The following is an 18,675-nucleotide window of genomic DNA, read 5'->3' on the forward strand; positions in this document are numbered from 1 at the left end:
TCAGCTGGCCTCGGCGATGGCCGGGGCACCTTTGCCTGCCTTCACCCCGAAGTAGTCGCCACCCTTGGCCCGCACGTTGTCGGTGCCCCATTCGCGCTGATCCCGCGCGACCGGCACCATCTGCGGAATGTGCTTGCGGCAGTGGATGTAGGCCTCTTCGACATCGACGACCACCCAGACCTGCGAGGTCTTACCCCGCTCGGCCGGCGGCAGGTCGGTGACGGTGCCACGCAACTCGCTGTCGGCGACCATGCGGGCTTTCCCGTTGATGTGCAGGCCGATGAGGTCGCGGACGAAGTCGATCATCAGGATCCCGACGTGTGGGTTCTCGAGCAGATTGCCGAGGCTGGCCATCACCCCGTTACCTCGATACTCGGGGTACGCAATTGTGCGATCGTCGATCACGTGCAGAAATCCGGGGGTCCCCGCCCGGAAGCTGGAGTCACATTCGCCGTGTGCATCGGAGGTGGCGATGAAGGCCATGTCCATCCGAGCGACAAAATCCACCATCGTGGGGTTCAGATAGTCGATCACCTGGTCGTCGTAGAAGCGCTCGGCTCTCTCCGAGGTGCCCAACGTGTCCTGTAGCTCGTGTTCTCCGTCGCTGCCGACGAATTTCTCGGGCATCGGGCCCCCTCTGCTAGCCGTACCGGTTGGTGCGGGTTTCTAGACGAAACCCCCGCTGTGACCGCAATCTCCACTCAGTCTAGGGGACCATCACAGCCGGTGGGGCGTGTCCATTGTTGCGAATGGGATGAAAGCCGAGTTTGCGCAACGGTTCCCAGGTCAGGACTGATCAGGCTGGACCTACCGTCACCGGCACCCCGTTGAACACGGCGGTCCCCGAGACCATGTCGACCACCGAGTCATCGGTCAGCACATTGGCATTCACTCCGGCATGCGCCAGCGCGACCGACTGGGTGGTGCTCGCGCCGTGGCCCCAGCCGTGCGGCAGGCTCACCACACCGGGCATGATCGTCGGCGTCAGCTCGACCGGCACGGTCAACGAGCCTGCCGCCGAGGTGATCTCGGCCTGTTCGCCGAGGCCGAGGCGGGTCGCGTCGTCGGGGTGGACCTGCAGCGTGCAGCGGTTGGAGCCGCCGACCAGGCCGGCGATGTTGTGCATCCAGCTGTTGTTGGAGCGCAGCTGCCGTCGTCCGATCAGCACCATCGCGGGCGCGGTGCTCGACAGCCCGGCCCGCAGGCGCGCCACATCCGCGAGCAGTTGCGGCGGTGCCAGCTCGACCATCTTCGACGCGGTGCGCAAGACGCCGGGCAGGCGCGGCTGTAGCGGGCCGAGGTCGATGCCGTGCGGGTTGTCGAGCAGGGTCTTCAGGCTCAGTTCGCCGCCGTTCCACGCACCGTACGGCCCGAGCTTGAGCATCAGGTCCAGGCGCTGTTCGGTGGTGTTCGCGCCGGTCAGCTCGTCGCGGCGCTCGCTGATGTCCGCTTTGTGTAAGGTGCCGGCGATGACGAGTTCGTCGACCATCGCGATCGGGCTCGCCTCGCCGGTCCCGGCGTGCGGTTGACCGCTCACCGCGGCCGCCAGCCGGGCCACCACCGCCGATTCCGACGGCCGCTCGCCGAGGGAGACCAGCGGCGGCGAGTAGCGCGCGTAATTGCGCACCGCGAACTGCAGCAGCGCGAAATCGAAGTGCGGTGATTGCACCGAGCGCGGCGGAGGCAGGATCACGTTCGCGTGCCGGGTGGTCTCGTTGACGTACCTGTCCACGCTGACCATGAAGTCCAGCCCGGCCAGACCCTTGTCCAGCCGCGCACCGCTCGGCGCGGAGAGCACGGGGTTGCCCGCCACCGTCACCAGCGCCTTGATCTGCCCCTCACCCGGTGTTTCGATCTCGTCGGCGAGGGTGGCGACGGGCAGCTCGCCCATCGCCTCCGGCAGTGCGCGGACGCGGCTGGTCCAGCGGCCGAGCCGGAACGGCCTGCTGCGCTGGACGCCGCCCGCTGCCGCCGTGGCGAACATGGCGCCGCCGGGGGCGTCCAGGTTGCCGGTGAGGGCGTTCACGGCGTCGACGAGCCACTGGGTGAGCGTGCCGAACTCGGCGGTGCAGGTACCGATCCGCGCGTAGACGGCCGCGGTGGGCGCCGCGGCGAGTTCGCGAGCGAGCGTGCGGATGGTGTCGGCGGGGACGCCGGTGCGCGCGGCCACCGCTTCGGGCGGGAAGTCGTTTGCGGCCGCGCGCAACTCGTCGAGCCCGGCGACGTCGACGCGCACGTCGGTCAAACCCTCGTCGAACAGCGTGTGCACGACCCCGAACAGCAGATACGCGTCCGAACCCGGCCGGATGAACAGGTGTTGGTCGGCGAGCGCCGCGGTTCTGGTCTCGCGCGGATCGACCACGACCAGCTTGCCCCCGCGAGCCTGCAACGCCTTCAATCGGCCGGGAAAGTCAGGCGCGGTACACAGCGACCCGTTCGACTCGAGCGGATTGGCGCCGAGCATCAACAGGAAATCGGTGCGATCGAGGTCGGGGACCGGCACGGTGAGCGGGTCGCCGAACATGAGCCCGGCCGCGACCTGCTTGGGCATCTGATCGGCGGAACTCGCGGTGTAGACATGCCGGGTGCTCAGCGCGCGAATCAAGGCGGGCACGTAGAGCGCGCCCGCGACGGTGTGTGCGTTGGGATTGCCGAGGTAGACGGCCGAGGAGCCACGGGGGATCTCGGCGAACGCGGCCGCGATCAGGTCGAACGCCTCGTCCCAGCTCGCCTCGCGGAACCCGGCACCGTCGCGGATCAGCGGTGTGGTGACCAGGTCGGGATCGTCGTCGAGCTTGCCGAAGCTGGCGCCCTTCGGGCACAGGAAGCCCTTGCTGAACGGGTCGTCGCGGTCACCACGCACCGACAGCACCCGATCGGCGTCGTCGAGGGTGAGGGTGAGACCGCAGACGGCCTCACACAGCGGACAGGTTCGGAGCAGCGAACGCGGAGCCATCTCTCATGCTTAGCGCAGGCGGGCAGGCGATGGCCGCCAAACGCCGAAAACCCGCGAGCTGCGACGTCGGGGAGGCGTCGCGGCCGCGGGTTCGCGGAGGTTCAGTTCAGCTGGCCAGCGTGAGCGTCGCGCGCTTGCGGGACTGCTTGCGCGACACCGCCGAGCGCACAGCCGCACCGAGGGCGACGACCGGCGGGATCCAGCGGGCCTCGGAGGGCGCGACGCCCCAGGAGGCGCTGCCCGCGGCGAGCTGGGTCGGCGGCAGCGGGATGCTGGCACCGTCGGTGTGCACGATGACGCCTGCCTCACGCATGGCCTCGATCGCCATGGCGGCCTTGTTGACACCGGTGACCAGGTGGATCTCGCGACGCTCGGCGCCCGGGATCTCGATCACGGGGCCGGACAGGTTGTTGGCGCGCAGGAAGCGGCGGACCTCGCCTGCGATCTCGCCGGTGATCTCGATGGCCGAGACCTCGTCGTCGGTGATCAAGCAGAGGCCGTTGGTTGTTTCGGCAACCGTCCATCCACGCGCGGCGTACTCCTGCGCGGCGGCACCTTTGTCGGCGGCCGTAGTGGTGGTCGGAAACGTCGTGCGCACTGTTTTCTCCATTTCCCCGAAAAGCTCTGTTCCTGCGTTCATGGGCGTATCGGCGCGGGGTGGTCGAGTCGTTACGCCGTTACCGAAAAATATTCGAGAGTGTCTGCTTCGTCTCAGTTCGGTAACCTTCGCTATCGCAGGTAACGGTCCGCCCAGGTTGGCGCCGGGGGCGAAAACGGGCAGGATTCGGATATGACCGAAGCGCCGGGCCCTCCTGAGCCCAACGATGAGGATGCCGAGGAATTCGACGCCGAATCACGTTGGCTGTCTTGGAAAGAGGCCGACGGCAAGCGGCCGGGTGGTTCCGGTGAAGTCTCCTACCAGGCCGACCTGGCCCGCGACTCGGGGTTCGAAGAGCCGTTCCGCAGTACCGGTTCCGCCAAACAGTGGGCCGCCGAAGCCGCCCGTTCCCTGCTCGACGTGCAGTTCCGTAGGCCTGCGACAAGGACATTGCTGCCGCTGGCCTACGTGCTCGGCGTCGCGTCCTTCGGCATCGGCCTGCCGATCGCCTTCACGGTGCTGATGTGGAAGACCTCCGCTGTGCTCGGGGTGTTCGCCGCGCTGGTGGCGGTTCCGTTGGGGCTCACCATCGCGGCCTCGGTGCGCCTGATGCTCGAATTCGCCGACAACGCCGCCCGGTTGGCCGGTCGGGTCGAACACATCAGTGACCTGGCCGATGGCCTGTTCCAGGCGCTGTCCGATGTCGCCGAGCCGGTGAGCCAGCTCTCCGAAGACGTTCGAGCAGTGCAGTTCTGGCGATTCCGGAAGAAAAAATAGGTCTTGCGCGGTGTCCGATTCATTGTGAAACAATCCGTACGCAGATCCGGCGATATGTCGGCTGCGTAGGCCGGTCTGGCGAAAGTTCTGTCCGCGGACCGGAGTTCGGATACAGGGGGGAACTATGGCTTCACCACAGGGCGTCACCGGTTCGACCATGCCGCGCAGGCAGCTGGGCAGGCACCTGCGTGACCTGCGCAATCGTGCGCGGATGACGACGAGAACCGCTGCGGCGCAACTGGAGTGGTCGGAAGCGAAGATCTGGCGGATCGAGACGGGGCAGACGTCGTTGCGCAGCCTCGACGTCGAGGCCATGTGCAAGGTGTACGGCGCGCCTGCCGATCTGATCGAACCGCTGGCCGCGTTGGCTCGTGAAACCAAGGCACGGGGTTGGTGGACGAGCTACGGCGACGTGATCGCGGAGGGATTCGAGGTCTACATCGGCCTCGAGGAGGCCGCTGCGGGCCTGTGCCTCTACGAGGACGGGCTGATCCCGGTGCTGTTGCAAACCGAGGATTACGCGAAAGCGCTGCTCGAGCAGACGATACCGGCGCTGACCGAGTCGGAACTCGAGCGCAGGCTGCGGGTGTTGACGGCCAGGCAGGCGCTGGTCACCAGGGCCGAAGCCCCGTTGCGGTTGGACGTGGTGCTGGCCGAGTCGGTGCTCACCCGCACGATCGGTGACGAGCGCGTGCGGGCGGGCCAGCTCGCGCGATTACGGGAGCTGGCCGAACGGGAATCGGTGCGTATCCGGGTGGTTCCGGCCGATTCCGGCTATCACGCCGGACTCGAATCGGGCCGGTTCGTGATCCTGGATTTCGAGGTCGACGATTCGGTGGATCGACCGGAGCCGCCGGTGGTCTACGTGGAAACCTTCGCGGGCAGTACCTATCTGGACAAACCCGCCGAGTGCGATCGCTACCGTCGCGCGTTCACCGATATCGCGGTGGCGGCTACGGGCACGCTGTAGGGCTGTCCCAGGTGCCTGCGAGCACCGAGCGGTGTGTGGGCAGGGCCCGGTCGTAGACCGCCCTGCCCTTGTCGGTGAGCCGGACGAAGATGGCGCGGCGGTCGATATCGCACATGCTGCGTTCGACCAGGCCGTCGCGTTCCAGCCTGGCCACGGCGCGGGACAGCGCGCTCTGGCTCAGGTAGATGTCCTGGGCCAGTTCCGTCATGCGGTACTTCTGACATGCCGCGTCGACGAGTCGGTCCAGCGTTTCGAATTCGCTGAGGCCGATCTCGTGGTCCTTTTGGAGCGCCTTCTCCAGCGCGCAACTCACGGCGGCGTGCCTACCGAGCAGTTCGCGCCACTGACCGACCAGCTCGGTGGGCGCTTCGTTGCGCCGAGCTGACGTGACGGCCGGGTTCGACATGGCCCCATCTTAGAGGTGCGAGCATGTTCATGCAACGTCATTTTATGTGTTGGCAATTAATGCGTGCGCATGTAATGTCCCTCGCATGACTTCGACAGCCTCGCTCTCGGCCGCTGATCAGGCGACCGATCCCACCAGATGGCCGCTCCGCCTCTGGGGCTTGCTGATCACCCTGTGCATCGTTCTGTTCCTCGACGGCCTCGATGTCTCGATGATCGGCGTCGCCCTGCCGTCCATCGGCGCCGAACTCGACCTCGAAACCTCCACCCTGCAGTGGCTCGTCAGCGGCTACATCCTCGGCTACGGCGGCCTGCTGCTGCTCGGTGGACGCACCGCCGACCTGCTCGGGCGCCGCAAGGTCTTCCTCATCGCTCTCGCGGTGTTCGCCGTCGCCTCGCTCATCGGCGGACTGGTGAGCGACCCGGCCCTGCTGATCGCCACCCGTTTCATCAAGGGCCTGGCCGCCGCGTTCACCGCGCCGACCGGTCTGTCGATCATCACCACCACCTTCGCGGAAGGAAAAGCGCGCAACAAGGCGCTGTCGATCTACACCGTGTTCGGCGCGGGCGGTTACTCCATGGGCCTGCTCTTCGGTGGCCTGATGACCGGCGTCGGCTGGCGCTGGACCTTCCTGCTGCCCGTCCCGATCGCCATCGCGGCCCTGATCGCCGCGTTCGCGCTGGTGCCAAAGGACGGTAAGGCCGAAGAAGGCGGACACGATCTACTCGGTGCGCTGCTGTCCACCGCGGGCATGTTGTTGCTGGTCTACACCGTGGTCACCGCGCCGGAAGTCGGCTGGGCCTCGGTGCGCACCATCGGCTCGTTCCTCGCCGTGATCGCCCTGTTCGCCGCGTTCGTGATCACCGAGCAGCGGGTGAAGCACCCGCTGGTTCGCCTCGGCATCCTGCGCAAGGCCACGCTCGTGCGGGCCAGCCTGGCCATCATCGCGGTCGCCGGTTCCTACTTCTCCTGGCAGTTCATCGTGACCCTGTACATGCAGGACACCCTGGAATGGTCGGCGCTGAAGCTGGCGATGGCGCTGCTGCCGGTCGGCATCATGGTCGTGGGGTCGGCCTTCTTCTCCGAGAAGCTGATCGACCGTTTCGGCACCGGGCCGGTCATCGCGGTCACCCTGAGCGTGATGGCCATCGGCTACCTGCTGTTCCTGCGTCTGGACACCGCGCCCGACTACTGGACCATGCTGCTGCCCGCCATCTTGCTGATCGGCATCGGCTGGGTCGGGTTCCCGGCCATCAATGTGCAGGCCACCAGCGGTATCGACGACGACGAGCAGGGTCTCGCGGCGGGCGTGCTGCAGACCTCCATGCAGGTCGGCGCGGCCATCGTGCTCGCGGTGACCACCGCCATCGTCACCTCCGGCGGGCACGGCACGAGCGCGACTCCGCAGGAGATGCTCGACAGCTACCGGCCGGGTCTGCAGTTCGCGGCGGGTGTCACCGTCGTCGGTGCGCTGCTGGCGCTGACGGTGTTCCTGCCTCGGTTCCGCAAGCCGGTCGAGGGCGCACCGGCCGTCGACGCGAAGGTTCTCGAGCCGGCCTGATCGTCACAACACTGAACGGCACCACCTTGCGCAGGTGGTGCCGTTCAGCGTTTCACGTGAATCAGAACTTCGGCGCCGCTTCGTCTTTCGCCGAGCGAACATAGGTGAGCGGGCGACCGTCGCGGCCCTCGGTCGGCCAGTCGATACCGAGGCGTGGATCGAAAGCGTCCATGTCCCTGTCGAATTCGGGGGAGTACTCGAGCGAGCACAGGTAGGTCACCGTCGAGCGGTTCTCCAGCGAGAGGATGGCGTGGCCGAGGCCCTCGGACAGGAACACCGAGCGGCGGGCCACGTCATCGAGCAACACACTGTCCCACCGGCCGTAGGTGGGCGAACCGGGCCGCAGGTCGACCACCACGTCCAGGAACGCCCCGCGCACACAGGTCACGTACTTGGCCTGACCGGGCGGATCGTCGGTGTAGTGGATCCCGCGCAGCACGCCGGCCGCCGAGACCGAGGTGTTCACCTGGTGCAGCTCGAACGGGCGACCGGTGGCCTTCTCGAATTCCGAGGCCTTGAACGACTCGCAGAACATGCCGCGGTCGTCGCCGAGCAGCCGCGGAGTCACCACCCAGGCACCAGGGATCGCCAGTTCACGAAACTCCATGCCTACCAGTCTTTTCCGCGGTCGATCAGGTCGAGCAGGTAGCGGCCGTAGCCCGAACGCACGATCGGTTCGGCGAGCTTGCACAGCTGCTCGTCGGAGATCAGGCCGCGGCGCCACGCCACTTCCTCCGGCACGCCGATCTTGAGGCCCTGCCGCTCTTCGATCGTGCGCACGTAGTTGGCGGCGTCGAGCAGGGAGTCGAAGGTGCCGGTGTCGAGCCAGGCGGTGCCGCGGGCGAGCACGTCGACGCTGAGCCTGCCCTGTTCGAGGTAGGCGCGGTTGATGTCGGTGATCTCGTATTCTCCGCGCGCCGACGGCTTCAGCTCGCGGGCGATCTGCACCACGTCGTTGTCGTAGAAGTAGAGGCCGGGGATGGCGTAGTTGGAGCGCGGGACCTTCGGCTTCTCCTCGATGGAGACCGCGCGGCCGTGATCGAACTCCACCACGCCGTAGGCGGTCGGGTCCTTCACCCAGTAGGCGAACACCGCGCCGCCGTCGATGTCGTGGAAGCGTTCCAGACTGGCGCCGAGGCCCGGCCCGTGGAAGATGTTGTCGCCGAGGACCAGCGCGGCCGGTTCGGTGCCGATGTGCGCGGCCCCGAGGGTGAAGGCGCGCGCGAGGCCGTCGGGTTCGGGCTGCACCACATAGCTGATCGCGATGCCGAACTGGCTGCCGTCGCCGAGCAGACGCGCGAACGCGTCGGCATCCTCCGGCGTGGTGATCACCAGAATGTCGTCGATCCCTGCCAGCATGAGGGTGGACAGCGGGTAGTAGACCATGGGTTTGTCGTAGACCGGGACGAGCTGCTTGCTCACCCCGCGCGTGATCGGGTGCAGCCGTGAACCGGTGCCGCCCGCCAAGATGATTCCGCGCATAGGTGGCAAGTCTGCCAGTTCCGTCCTCCTCGGCGTCGGGGAGGTTCCGACACGTCGGCGAATTGATCACGAAGGTTTGGTGACCGGGCGTGTCGGGCGATAACTGAGACAGACACGACGCTCATCTGATTATGTGAGTGTCGATGTGTGAAACATCACTGTGTTAGATGTCAGCGCCGACATCCGATCCGGGGGGCTTACGCCTGGTCTGGGGTCGACGCGCCAGCTGTGAGGTAGGTGCGCGATGGTAACCGCGAAGATCACCGGCGTGATGGGTGGGCTCGCGCCCGTGGCCCCGATCAGCACGGCGAGTAGGCCGGAGCCGGGCATCATCGTCAACTCCGGCCGGACCAGCACCTCCTCCCGGGTCCTGATGGGCGCCTGCCTCGGTCTGATCGGACCGCTGCTGCGCACCGTCCCCATCAATCGGGCCACCATCCCGGTCGGCGCCGTCGCGGTCGACCTGCTCTCGCGACTTCGCCCCGATCCGCAGGGTGTCGAACGCGAGCAGATCAAGCTCGACGGGTTCCTCATGGAAATGCTGCGCCCCGCGGGCGGCTCGCGCGCACTGCGCCACGGCGCGGTGCTCTATCTGCACGGCGGCGGTTTCGCGGTCTGCGGGTTGCGCACGCACCGGCCGATCGCGGCCGGACTGGCCAGGCGCACCGGGCTGCCCGTCCTCAACGTCGAATACCGGCAACTGCCCGGCTCGATCGACGCCTCGATCGACGACTGCGTACTCGCCTACCGCTGGCTGCTTCGCCACGGCACCGATCCGGCGCGCATCGTGATCGCCGGTGACTCGGCAGGCGGGTTCCTGACCTTCGCGACCGCGATCCGCGCCCGCGAACTCGGCCTGCCGCTGCCAGCCGCTCTCATCGGCCTGAGCCCGCTGCTCGATCTGGACTACCGGGCCAAAGAGGGGTACGTCAATATCGACCGCGACGCCTACATCCCGCTCAAAGGGCTCGAGGCGGTCGTCCACCTCGGCGCCGAGCACGCGGGCCCCCTCGATCCCGCGCTGTCGCCGGTGAACGCCGACCTCGCCGGGATGCCGCCGGTGCTGCTCATCGCCGCCGAGGACGAGTTGCTGCGCTACGACTGCGAACTGATGGCCCATCGGCTCACCGCCGCGGGCGTGCCCAACACCCTCGAGCTGTGGCGGGGGCAGGTGCACGCGTTCATGAGCATTCTGCCGAGCATGCCGGAGAGTCGTTCGGCGCTGGGGCGGGTGGCGAAGTTCGTCCGTGGTGCGGTGGAACCGGCGCAGCGAGCGCGGACGGCCTGAGAACGGCTCGGGCGGTCCTGATCACGGTCGGCCGACCGAGCCACACTCGGTACTCGGACACAAAGAAGCGGCCCCAGCTCGGATTTCTCCGGGCCGGGGCCGCTTTCCTTCTGTCCTACGGCGAAATTACTTGGCCGGGGGGGTGAAGGGCTGGTTGATCGTGGTGAAGTACTGGATCGCAGCAGCGATCGCGACCGGGCCGGTCACGAGGATCTGGCCGATCAGCACACCGATGAAGCCGACAGCGCCCGCACCCGCGATGCAGCCGACAACCGGACCGGCGCCGAACAGAGTGGCCAGCGCGGCGGTCACGACGGTACCCGCGAGCGCACCGGCGACACAGCCGATGGCGCCACCGGCGAGGCCACCGACCAGGGTGCCGATGGTGGCGCCCATGGAGATGGTGGAGGTCAGACGGCTCCAGGCGGCCTGCTCACGCTCGTACTCGGTCTTCCACGGTGCCTGGTTCTCGTACGGCAGGGCGACCGGCTTGTAGACGGCCTGGGCCGGGTCGACCACGGGGGTCAGGGTCGCGGTGTTACCCGAGATCTCGGCCGCGATCGGCAGCTGGTAGTCGTCGAGCTGGTAGGCCAGTGCGGTCGAGGCAACGGTCTTGCCATCGGCGGCCTTGATCTTGAACTGGCCATCCTCGGCGACGAGCGAGCCCGAGTCGATGGTGATGATGGACTTGGAACCGTCGACGACCTCGGCGGTGTAGTTGATTGCAGCGGCCTCTTCGACCGGCGCGGCGTTGACGGTGCCGGCGGTGACGCCCATGGCAGCGATCAGCAGCGCCGAGGTGGCGGCGAATTTCCTCATCAGCATTTTTGTTGAACCTCAAGTTTGGAGCGTGCGGAGGGGACTGGTAGATCAAATGCTCTCGCAGCTAACCAGAGGTGAACCTGCTGTGACTGTTAGTTCAAGTTTTGTTCACCATTGATACTCCGACACCGGTGCGCTGATAGAAACCTGAGCGTTGACCGGGGTTTTTCTCAGGAAAACCGACTCTCAGTCTTAACCTACTTGCAGGTAGTGTGACGGAGATCACTCTGTAAATATACGCTCGGTCACAGGACAGAGACGTTCCAGCAACACATAACGGTGCCGCTTTCGTCACGAGGGTCCGCGCAATGCCCGTATCGTTGACCGAGTGCGAGTGCTCGTAACCGGCGGGGCCGGGTTCATCGGTGCAAATTTCGTCCAGCAGACCGTGGCCACGCGCCCGGATGTCCAAGTGACCGTGCTCGACGCGCTCACTTACGCGGGCAACCGAGCGTCGCTGGATTCGGTAGCGGATCGGATCGAATTCGTGCACGGCGATATCGCCGATCTCGATCTGGTCGACAATCTGGTCAGCGGCGTGGACGCGGTCGTGCATTTCGCGGCCGAATCCCACAACGACAACTCGCTGGCCGAGCCGTGGCCGTTCGTGCAGACCAATATCGTCGGCACCTACTCGCTGCTGCAGGCGGTGCGCCGCCACGACGTGCGCTACCACCACATCTCCACCGACGAGGTGTACGGCGATCTCACCCCCGACGAGCCGGGGTTCACCGAATCCACCGCCTACAACCCGTCGAGCCCGTATTCGGCGACCAAAGCGGGCAGCGACATGCTGGTTCGCGCCTGGACCAGGTCTTTCGGTGTCCGCGCGACCCTGTCGAACTGCTCCAACAATTACGGCCCGTACCAGCACGTGGAGAAATTCATTCCCCGTCAGATCACCAATCTGATCGACGGTGTGCGCCCGCGGCTGTACGGCGCGGGCCATCAGGTGCGCGACTGGATCCACGTCGACGACCACAATCGCGCGGTCTGGGACATTCTCGAGCGCGGCCGCACCGGCCGGACCTACCTCATCGGCGCGCAGGGCGAACTCGACAACCTCACTGTGGTCCAGCTCATTCTGCGGGCTTTCGATCGCGATCCCACGGATTTCGATCATGTGACCGACCGCCCCGGCCACGACCAGCGCTACGCCATCGACGCGAGCCTGCTGCGCGAGGAGCTGGGCTGGTCACCGCGCTACGCGGACTTCCGCGCGGGCCTGGCCGACACCGTCGCCTGGTACCGCGACAACGAGCAGTGGTGGCGGCCGAAAAAGGCCGATACCGAACGCGCCTACGCGGCCGCGGGCGAAAAGACGCTGTAATTCCCCACCGTCGTCTGGGGAATTATCCCCAGACGACGGTGTAATACGTTGCGGCAGTTGCGATAAGCGCGAAGGTCGACGCGCAGGCGACGGTGATCGCGGTCCCGCGGGTCGGAATCACACCGTCGGAATTGGTGAGCCGCAGCGGAACAACGCGCGCCAGCACTGCCAGGCCCATGATCGCCAGCGGCACGAAATACCGACCCTGCACACCGTCGATGAGATAGAAATCGACCGGCGTGAACGACATGTACAGCGTCACATAGATCATCGCCACACTCGCGAGCACCGTGAGCGCCACGATCAGCGTGCGACGGAAAGTGGCTGTGGCAGTACTCATTCGGTCGATGATCCCGAAACTCACCGCGAAGGCGAGCAGGCACGCCAGCATCGAAATCGCGGGCACGTCCACATACGCGAAGCCGAGTTCACCGAAGAACTGGTTGAACCAGCGATGGTCGCGCAGCGCGATACTCTCGCCGAAGGTGTGCACGAATTGCACCGGGTCGCTGAGGATTCCCCTGAGCTGATCGCCGGGGCGCACCTGACCCCACTGGTGCGGCGGACGCATCAGGCCCATGCCGTCGCCGGTGGGCGCCGCGATCTTCGTCCAGGCGAGGAAAAGCACACCGCCGGTCACCGCGAATGCCCACGGGACGAATTTCAGTTTTCCGGTGAAACCGAGCCGGTCGGCGGGGACAACGACGACGAGCATCGCCAGCAATACGTAGGTCGGTTTACTCAGCGGCAGCGCGATCGTCGCGGCGAGCAGCGCGGCGGTTTCCGTGCGGTGCAATCGATCACCGACGAACAGCGCTTTCAGCAGCAGCGCCGACACCATGATGGCGAGCGCGTTGGTGAGCGTATCCGCGGTGACGGTGCCCGCCTGGAACAGCGCGATCGGCAGCACCGCCACGGTGAATACCAGCCACTGCGAACGCCGCTCACGCAGCGCGTAGAGCCCGAATCCGACGACCGACAGATAGGCGACCAGCCCGGCGAAGCGGCTCAGCAAATACATGCCACCCACATTGAGACCGAGCGCCTCACCCAGCCGAATGCCGATGGCCGCAGGCACGTACGGCACCGGCGAGTAGGCGGCGGTATTGGTGAACCACATCTGCCGCGTCGTCGCGGAGACCTCGGCCGCGCCGAGCCGGTCGTAGGCGCCGGGGTCGGCCACCATCGCGTCGGGCTCGTCGGGGTTGTCGTTGTAGTCCGTGAAGGCGTAGCCCATCAGCTCGTCGACGCTGACGGGGATCTGTCCGCCGTAGGCCACACCGCGATCGTCGACGATGCGCTGCGGGAACACGCCGCCGTGCGCGACCTGGTAGGCGCGGCCGAACTGGGTGATCTCGTCGTGGCCCCAGAAGGCGGGCGTGAGCACCGCGAACACGGCACCGAATACGGTCGCGACCAGCGCGAACGCGACCGTCGCCGCGCCGAAACGCTGGGTCAGCGCACGCACCGGCGCCAGGGCTCGATCCTTACGCGCGGGAGTTTCGGTGAGCTCGACGGTCTTCTCGGGCTCGACAGAGGTGGTCACCGACGATCTCCGGCCGCGACGTCTTCGTTCACCCCGGCGGCCGAATACCGCAGGTAGACCAGCCGCGCGGTCTCGTGACGCGAACGGCGGATGCCGTCCAGGATCAGGCCGGCCGTCCAGGCGAGGCTGCCGAGCAGCAGCAGCGTGAAGGCCAGGAACAGCGTCGGGAACCGCGCCACCTGGTGGGTGTTGTAGAACTCGATCACGATCGGCACGGTGAGGATCACCGAGACCAACCAGGCGATGGTGCCGAACAGGCCGTAGAACGCGACGGGGCGTTCGTGACGGGCCAGGCCGAGGATCAGCGCGAGGATCTTGGTGCCGTCACGGTAGGTGCGCAGCTTGGATTCGCTGCCCGCGGGACGGTCGCGGAAGCCGACCGATACCGAGGTCTGCGGCACGCGCAGGTGCAGCGAATGCACGGTCAGTTCGGTCTCGACTTCGAATTCACGCGACACCGCCGGGAAGCTCTTCACGAACCGGCGCGAGAACACCCGGAACCCGCTCAGCATGTCTTCGACGTTCTCGCCGAACACCTTGCCGACCACGCCGTTGAGCACCTTGTTACCGGTCTCGTGGCCGCTGCGGTAGGCGCTGGCGTCGGCGTCGTCCTGCTTGCGCACGCCGAGAATGTGGTCGTAGGGGCCTTCGAGCAGCGTCTTGATCATCAGCGGTGCGGCCGACGCCTCGTAGGTGTCGTCGCCGTCGATCATCAGATAGACGTCGGCATCGATATCGGCGAAGGCGCGGCGCACCACATTGCCCTTGCCCTTGGTGTTCTCGTAGCGCACGATCGCCCCGGCCTCGCGGGCGCGTTCGGCGGTACGGTCGGTGCTCAGGTTGTCGTAGACATAGACGACGATCCCCGGCACGGCGGCCTTGAGGTCGGCGACGACCTTGGCGACCGCGGCCTCTTCATTGTGGCAGGGGACCACGGCGGCAATACGAAGCTCGGTGGAGTCCACCTGGGTCAATCCTCGGTGTTAGGCAGCAACTAGGACACCGGGAGGCTACAGGATTGTTGCCGGGCCGGGGCCCGGGTGTCCGCGGCCCCGAGGGGCCGCCGGTCAGGCACCGTTGCTTGCTCCTTCGTCGCCTACGCAACGGCACCTGACCGGCGACCCGGCCGCGGACCGGCCACTGCGTGGCCGACCCTCCCTAGGGGTCGGGGTGGTGGTTGGCTACCGTCAGGGCGTGTCGCGATCTGTTGAACCGTCTGCTGTTCCCCTGATGTCGAGGGTTGTGGCGGGGTTGCGGCAAGGTGCCGCGTTCCTCGTTGTCGGGGCGGTCGGGTTTCTCGTCGACGCGGGGACTTACAACCTGTTGGTGTTCTGGGGTGGCGGATTCGGCTTCTCCGAGGGTGTGCTCTATCACTCGCCGCTGGTTGCCAAGATCATCGCGATCGTGGTGGCGACGGTGGTCACCTACTTCGGGAACAAGTGGTGGACCTACTCCCACCGCAAGTCCGAGAGCCCGGGTCGGGAATATCTTCTTTACGCGATCGTCAATGTCGTAGCGATCCTCCTGCAACTCGGCTGCCTCGGGTTTTCCCGCTATGTGCTCGATCTGTCGTCGCCGCTGGCGGACAACATCTCCGCCACTGTCATCGGCCAGACCATGGCGGTCGTATTCCGCTATTGGGCCTACGGAAAGTTCGTTTTCACCGGCTCATCGGCAAGTGGTGAGCAACACGCGCGGGGTGCGACTACGCCTCACTGACGACGCGCGGGTGGCCCGTGATTGATATCCTCGCCCCGCCCGCCGCGCCCTTCTTTACGTGACTGCCTGCGCCGGCGCAGTCGATACCGAGAATTTCGAGGACTTCATGGAGCAGTCGGCTACCACAGCCGTGACCGAGTCGAACGATCGGCGCGAGGACGCGCCCGCATCGCTGCGGGGCGAACACTCAGCGCCCGAACGGCTCGTGCTGGCCCGAGGCATTTTCACCGGGCCGTCGGCCAGGGTGAGTGATGACCTCTACGCCGTCGTCAAGGGGGGTGCTGCGGTCCGCGAACGGCACTCGCTGCACCTGCCGAAGGGCGCGACCGCGCACACCAACACCTACTTCGGTCGGCTCGCCGCCAGTTACTGGCAGCGCTGGACCACCGTCACCGAGGTGTCGGTCGGCGCGCAGCTGACGGTCGGCCACAAGGCGAACGTGCGCCTGGTCGCCTCCGATATCGCCGGGCATCGCCGGATCATCGCCTCGCTGGTGGCGACCAGCAGCGGGCACGTCTCGCTGACCGCGCCGCTGGATCAGTACGTCGACGGTGGCGCGCTGTGGCTCGAGTTCGACGCCGTCGGGGGCGAACTCGATATCACCGAACTGGCCTGGACCGCACAGGCGCCCGAGACCGTGCGCCCGGTCGCGATCGCGATCTGCACCTTCAACCGGGCCGAGGACTGCGCGCACACCGTCGCCGCGCTGGCCTCGGACGCGACCGTGCTGGCCGCGATCGACGCGGTGTACGTGGTCGACCAGGGCACCGACCCGGTCGAGGACCGTCCGCTGTTCCAGCAGGTCCGGCCCGATTTCGGCGACAAGCTGCGCTACATCCGTCAGCCCAACCTCGGCGGTGCGGGTGGCTTCACCCGTGGCCTGTACGAGGTGTCGGCGGCCAACGAGCACGCCGACGTCATCCTGATGGACGACGACATCCTCTGCGAGCCCGAGACGGTCCTGCGCCTGCAGGCCTTCGCCAACCTGACCGTCGAACCGACCCTGGTCGGCGCGCAGATGCTGTTCCTGCTCAACCCCGACTTCCTCAATGTCGGCGCGGAGGAGGTGCACCTGCACGAGCTCAAGCACGGCCAGAAGGTGCCGAAGGCGCTGCGCAACACCTCCATGCTGAAGAAGAACCAGGAGCGCCGGGTCGACGCGGGCTACAACGCCTGGTGGACCTGCCTGATCCCGGCCGAGGTCGTGAAGAAGATCGGCCTTCCGGTCCCGATCTTCTTCCAGTGGGACGACGTCGAGTACGGCATCCGCGCGCGCGAGCACGGTTTCGTCACCGTCACGCTCCCCAACGCGGCCGTGTGGCATGCCGACTTCTACTGGAAGGACTACGACGACTGGGCGCGCTACTTCTCCACCCGTAACTCGCTCATCGTCGGCGCACTGCACACCGATCTCGACGGCAAGGCGATCACGCGCGAGTTCTTCCGCTACATCGCCGAGCACCTCGTCGGCATGCAGTACGGCCTCGTGCACACCACGCTGCAGGGCATCGAAGACTTCATGAAGGGCCCGAAGGCGTTGCGCGACGGCGGTATCGACGCCCTCGCCGCCGCCCGCTCGACCCGCAACGACTACCCCGAAACGATCAAGCACCCCGCGGCCACCCCACCGGTGAACTCCGCCGACATCACCGTGCGCCGAGCCAGCGGCGAACCCAGCCGCGTCACCCTGGTTCTGATCAAGCGCGCGATCACCCAGTGGACCGGCCGCACCCAGCCCGGCCTGATCGGCGTCACCCGCGAGGACGCGCACTGGTGGCACGTCGGCCTGTTCGACCACGTGGTCGTCACCGACGCCTCCCAGTCCGGCGTGCGTGTCCGCCGCCGCGACAAGGCCCGCGCCCGCACACTGCTGATCCGCGCCTACCGCACCCTGCGCAAGCTCCGCAAGGACCTGCCCGCGCTGCAAGCCGAATACCGCGCCGCGGTACCGGAACTCACCAGCCGCGAGAACTGGGCCCGCCTCTACGGCATCGACCCAAGCTGATCGCATACCGCCGATCAAGATCACCAGGCCCTCAGGGATTTTCGCTCTCGGGCGATGTCTCCCTGATGGCCTGGTGATCGATTGTCCAAGTGGGCCCCGCTACGAGCGACTGTTCGGGATCAGCGTCGTCCTCGTTCGCGGTACTGCTTGCGCTGCTGCTTGGAGATGTCGCGCCAGACCCGTTCGCGTTCGGCGGCCAGGCGCTTGTCGGTGCGGGCGGCCATCCACTCGTTCTCCCTGGCCAGTTTGCGGTAGCTGGTCAGCCTGCGTTCGGTGATGGTGCCGTCGGCGAGGGCGGACCGGACCGCGCAGCCGGGTTCGGCTTCATGGGCACAGTCGGCGAAACGGCAATCAGCGGCGAGGGATTCGATGTCGCTGAAGGTCTTGCCGATACCGTCGGCGGCGTCGTAGAGGCCGATGCCGCGCAGGCCGGGGGTGTCGATGAGGGTACCGCCGCCGGGTAGCGGCCGAAGCTCACGGTGCACGGTGGTATGTCGGCCTTTGCCGTCCACCGCACGTACCGCGTTGGTGGCGAACACTTCCGCGCCGAGCAGTGCGTTGGCCAGGGTCGACTTGCCCGCACCGGACGGGCCGATCAAAGCCACGGTGCCGCTGAGCACCGCGGTGAGGACATCCAGGCCGACCTCGGCGGCCGCGCTCACCGCCACCACCGTGGCACCGGGCGCGACCGCACGGACCTCATCGAGCGGAAGATAGTCCGCCGCATCGGCTTTGGTGAGAACAACCACCGGCTGTGCGTTGCTCTCCCACGACAGAGCGAGCATCCGCTCGATCCGCCCCAGGTCGACATCACCGTCGGCGGCCGAACAGATCAGCACGGTATCCACATTGGTAGCCAGCACCTGGCCCACCGAGCGCCCCGACACCGACGATCGCATGATCGCCGACTTGCGCGGAAGCAGTTGACGCACAGCGCCTTCGGGATCGAGCCCGACCCAGTCACCGGTACACAGTCCGGTGATGTCGCGCGGGCAGGAGGCTCTCGCCGGGCCACGCGGGGTCACCACGTCGCATTCACTGCGATCCATCCGCACGATGCGAGCAGGCACGAGATCGCCGACCAGCGGCAGGTATTCAGCGGCTACGGCTTCAGTCCAGCCGTAAGGGACGAGCAGGTCGTAGTCGACCATGGTGAGAAAATCCTTCGTCGGGTGCCGAACCCGAACGAGGGGTTCAGCGAGTAGAGGTGATGTC

At 66.7% G+C, this 18,675-nt stretch carries 17 protein-coding genes; 7 read left to right on the top strand and 10 right to left on the bottom strand.

All coding sequences use genetic code 11. From position 1 onward, the window contains the following. From ACLJPD_RS10655 to ACLJPD_RS10665, 3 genes are all read right to left on the bottom strand, one after another. Entirely contained in the window at nucleotides 1-627 is a 627-nt protein-coding gene (locus ACLJPD_RS10655) for a pyridoxamine 5'-phosphate oxidase family protein (protein ID WP_410871724.1), read from the bottom strand. A 169-nt stretch (nucleotides 628-796) separates the two neighbouring features. Then, nucleotides 797-2,956, bottom strand: coding sequence for a molybdopterin oxidoreductase family protein (locus tag ACLJPD_RS10660; RefSeq protein WP_410871725.1), 2,160 nt, complete (start codon nucleotides 2,954-2,956; stop codon nucleotides 797-799). Nucleotides 2,957-3,062: 106 nt separating this feature from the next. Continuing rightward, nucleotides 3,063-3,566 carry a hypothetical protein gene (locus ACLJPD_RS10665; protein WP_410872002.1) on the bottom strand — a complete coding sequence of 168 codons (504 nt, stop codon included), beginning with the start codon at nucleotides 3,564-3,566 and terminating at the stop codon, nucleotides 3,063-3,065. A gap of 180 nt (nucleotides 3,567-3,746) precedes the next feature. Between ACLJPD_RS10665 and ACLJPD_RS10670 the strand changes: the two genes are divergently transcribed. Both ACLJPD_RS10670 and ACLJPD_RS10675 read left to right on the top strand, forming a co-directional pair. Further along, nucleotides 3,747-4,331: a DUF4282 domain-containing protein gene (locus ACLJPD_RS10670; protein ID WP_410871726.1), complete on the top strand. Its 585-nt coding sequence runs from the start codon at nucleotides 3,747-3,749 to the stop codon at nucleotides 4,329-4,331. 124 nt (nucleotides 4,332-4,455) lie between these two features. Next, complete coding sequence (locus ACLJPD_RS10675; RefSeq protein ID WP_410871727.1) at nucleotides 4,456-5,301, top strand: helix-turn-helix domain-containing protein; 846 nt, start codon at nucleotides 4,456-4,458, stop codon at nucleotides 5,299-5,301. On the opposite strand, the gene ACLJPD_RS10680 is transcribed toward ACLJPD_RS10675, so the two are convergent. After that, nucleotides 5,285-5,707: a MarR family winged helix-turn-helix transcriptional regulator gene (locus ACLJPD_RS10680; protein ID WP_410871728.1), complete on the bottom strand. Its 423-nt coding sequence runs from the start codon at nucleotides 5,705-5,707 to the stop codon at nucleotides 5,285-5,287. The genes ACLJPD_RS10675 and ACLJPD_RS10680 overlap by 17 nt on opposite strands. Nucleotides 5,708-5,792: 85 nt before the next feature. On the opposite strand from ACLJPD_RS10680, the gene ACLJPD_RS10685 reads away from it, so the two are divergent. Further along, nucleotides 5,793-7,268 carry an MFS transporter gene (locus ACLJPD_RS10685; RefSeq protein ID WP_410871729.1) on the top strand — a complete coding sequence of 492 codons (1,476 nt, stop codon included), beginning with the start codon at nucleotides 5,793-5,795 and terminating at the stop codon, nucleotides 7,266-7,268. 61 nt (nucleotides 7,269-7,329) lie between these two features. Here ACLJPD_RS10685 and ACLJPD_RS10690 read toward each other — a convergent pair whose 3' ends face one another. Then, complete coding sequence (locus tag ACLJPD_RS10690) at nucleotides 7,330-7,875, bottom strand: dTDP-4-dehydrorhamnose 3,5-epimerase family protein (protein WP_410871730.1); 546 nt, start codon at nucleotides 7,873-7,875, stop codon at nucleotides 7,330-7,332. Between the two features lie 2 nt (nucleotides 7,876-7,877). Next, the gene (gene rfbA / locus ACLJPD_RS10695) at nucleotides 7,878-8,750 is read right to left on the bottom strand and encodes a glucose-1-phosphate thymidylyltransferase RfbA (protein WP_410871731.1); all 873 of its coding nucleotides are present in this window, start codon (nucleotides 8,748-8,750) and stop codon (nucleotides 7,878-7,880) included. Nucleotides 8,751-8,994: 244 nt separating this feature from the next. Here rfbA and ACLJPD_RS10700 point away from each other — a divergent pair, with 244 nt between their 5' ends. Further along, entirely contained in the window at nucleotides 8,995-10,038 is a 1,044-nt protein-coding gene (locus tag ACLJPD_RS10700) for an alpha/beta hydrolase (protein WP_410871732.1), read from the top strand. 126 nt (nucleotides 10,039-10,164) lie between these two features. Here the strand turns inward: ACLJPD_RS10700 and ACLJPD_RS10705 are convergent, their stop codons facing one another. Next, the gene (locus ACLJPD_RS10705) at nucleotides 10,165-10,863 is read right to left on the bottom strand and encodes a hypothetical protein (RefSeq protein ID WP_410871733.1); all 699 of its coding nucleotides are present in this window, start codon (nucleotides 10,861-10,863) and stop codon (nucleotides 10,165-10,167) included. Between the two features lie 325 nt (nucleotides 10,864-11,188). Between ACLJPD_RS10705 and rfbB the strand changes: the two genes are divergently transcribed. Then, nucleotides 11,189-12,190, top strand: coding sequence for a dTDP-glucose 4,6-dehydratase (gene rfbB / locus ACLJPD_RS10710; protein WP_410871734.1), 1,002 nt, complete (start codon nucleotides 11,189-11,191; stop codon nucleotides 12,188-12,190). Nucleotides 12,191-12,212: 22 nt separating this feature from the next. Here rfbB and ACLJPD_RS10715 read toward each other — a convergent pair whose 3' ends face one another. Together ACLJPD_RS10715 and ACLJPD_RS10720 are read right to left on the bottom strand one after the other, a co-directional pair. Continuing rightward, complete coding sequence (locus ACLJPD_RS10715) at nucleotides 12,213-13,736, bottom strand: DUF2142 domain-containing protein (protein ID WP_410871735.1); 1,524 nt, start codon at nucleotides 13,734-13,736, stop codon at nucleotides 12,213-12,215. Next, on the bottom strand, nucleotides 13,733-14,701 hold the full coding sequence (locus tag ACLJPD_RS10720; protein WP_410871736.1) for a glycosyltransferase family 2 protein: 969 nt from the start codon (nucleotides 14,699-14,701) through the stop codon (nucleotides 13,733-13,735). The genes ACLJPD_RS10715 and ACLJPD_RS10720 overlap by 4 nt, the downstream gene beginning before the upstream one ends. Before the next feature lie 265 nt (nucleotides 14,702-14,966). Here ACLJPD_RS10720 and ACLJPD_RS10725 point away from each other — a divergent pair, with 265 nt between their 5' ends. Both ACLJPD_RS10725 and ACLJPD_RS10730 read left to right on the top strand, forming a co-directional pair. Next, the gene (locus ACLJPD_RS10725; RefSeq protein ID WP_410871737.1) at nucleotides 14,967-15,455 is read left to right on the top strand and encodes a GtrA family protein; all 489 of its coding nucleotides are present in this window, start codon (nucleotides 14,967-14,969) and stop codon (nucleotides 15,453-15,455) included. A gap of 106 nt (nucleotides 15,456-15,561) precedes the next feature. Continuing rightward, nucleotides 15,562-17,460, top strand: a complete 1,899-nt coding sequence (locus tag ACLJPD_RS10730; protein ID WP_410872003.1) for a glycosyltransferase — start codon at nucleotides 15,562-15,564, stop codon at nucleotides 17,458-17,460. A 119-nt stretch (nucleotides 17,461-17,579) separates the two neighbouring features. Here the strand turns inward: ACLJPD_RS10730 and rsgA are convergent, their stop codons facing one another. Continuing rightward, nucleotides 17,580-18,611: a ribosome small subunit-dependent GTPase A gene (gene rsgA, locus ACLJPD_RS10735; protein ID WP_410871738.1), complete on the bottom strand. Its 1,032-nt coding sequence runs from the start codon at nucleotides 18,609-18,611 to the stop codon at nucleotides 17,580-17,582. Nucleotides 18,612-18,675 lie beyond the last annotated feature (64 nt).

The sequence above is a fragment of the Nocardia sp. A7 genome (genome assembly GCF_046549215.1).
Taxonomy (GTDB): domain Bacteria; phylum Actinomycetota; class Actinomycetes; order Mycobacteriales; family Mycobacteriaceae; genus Nocardia.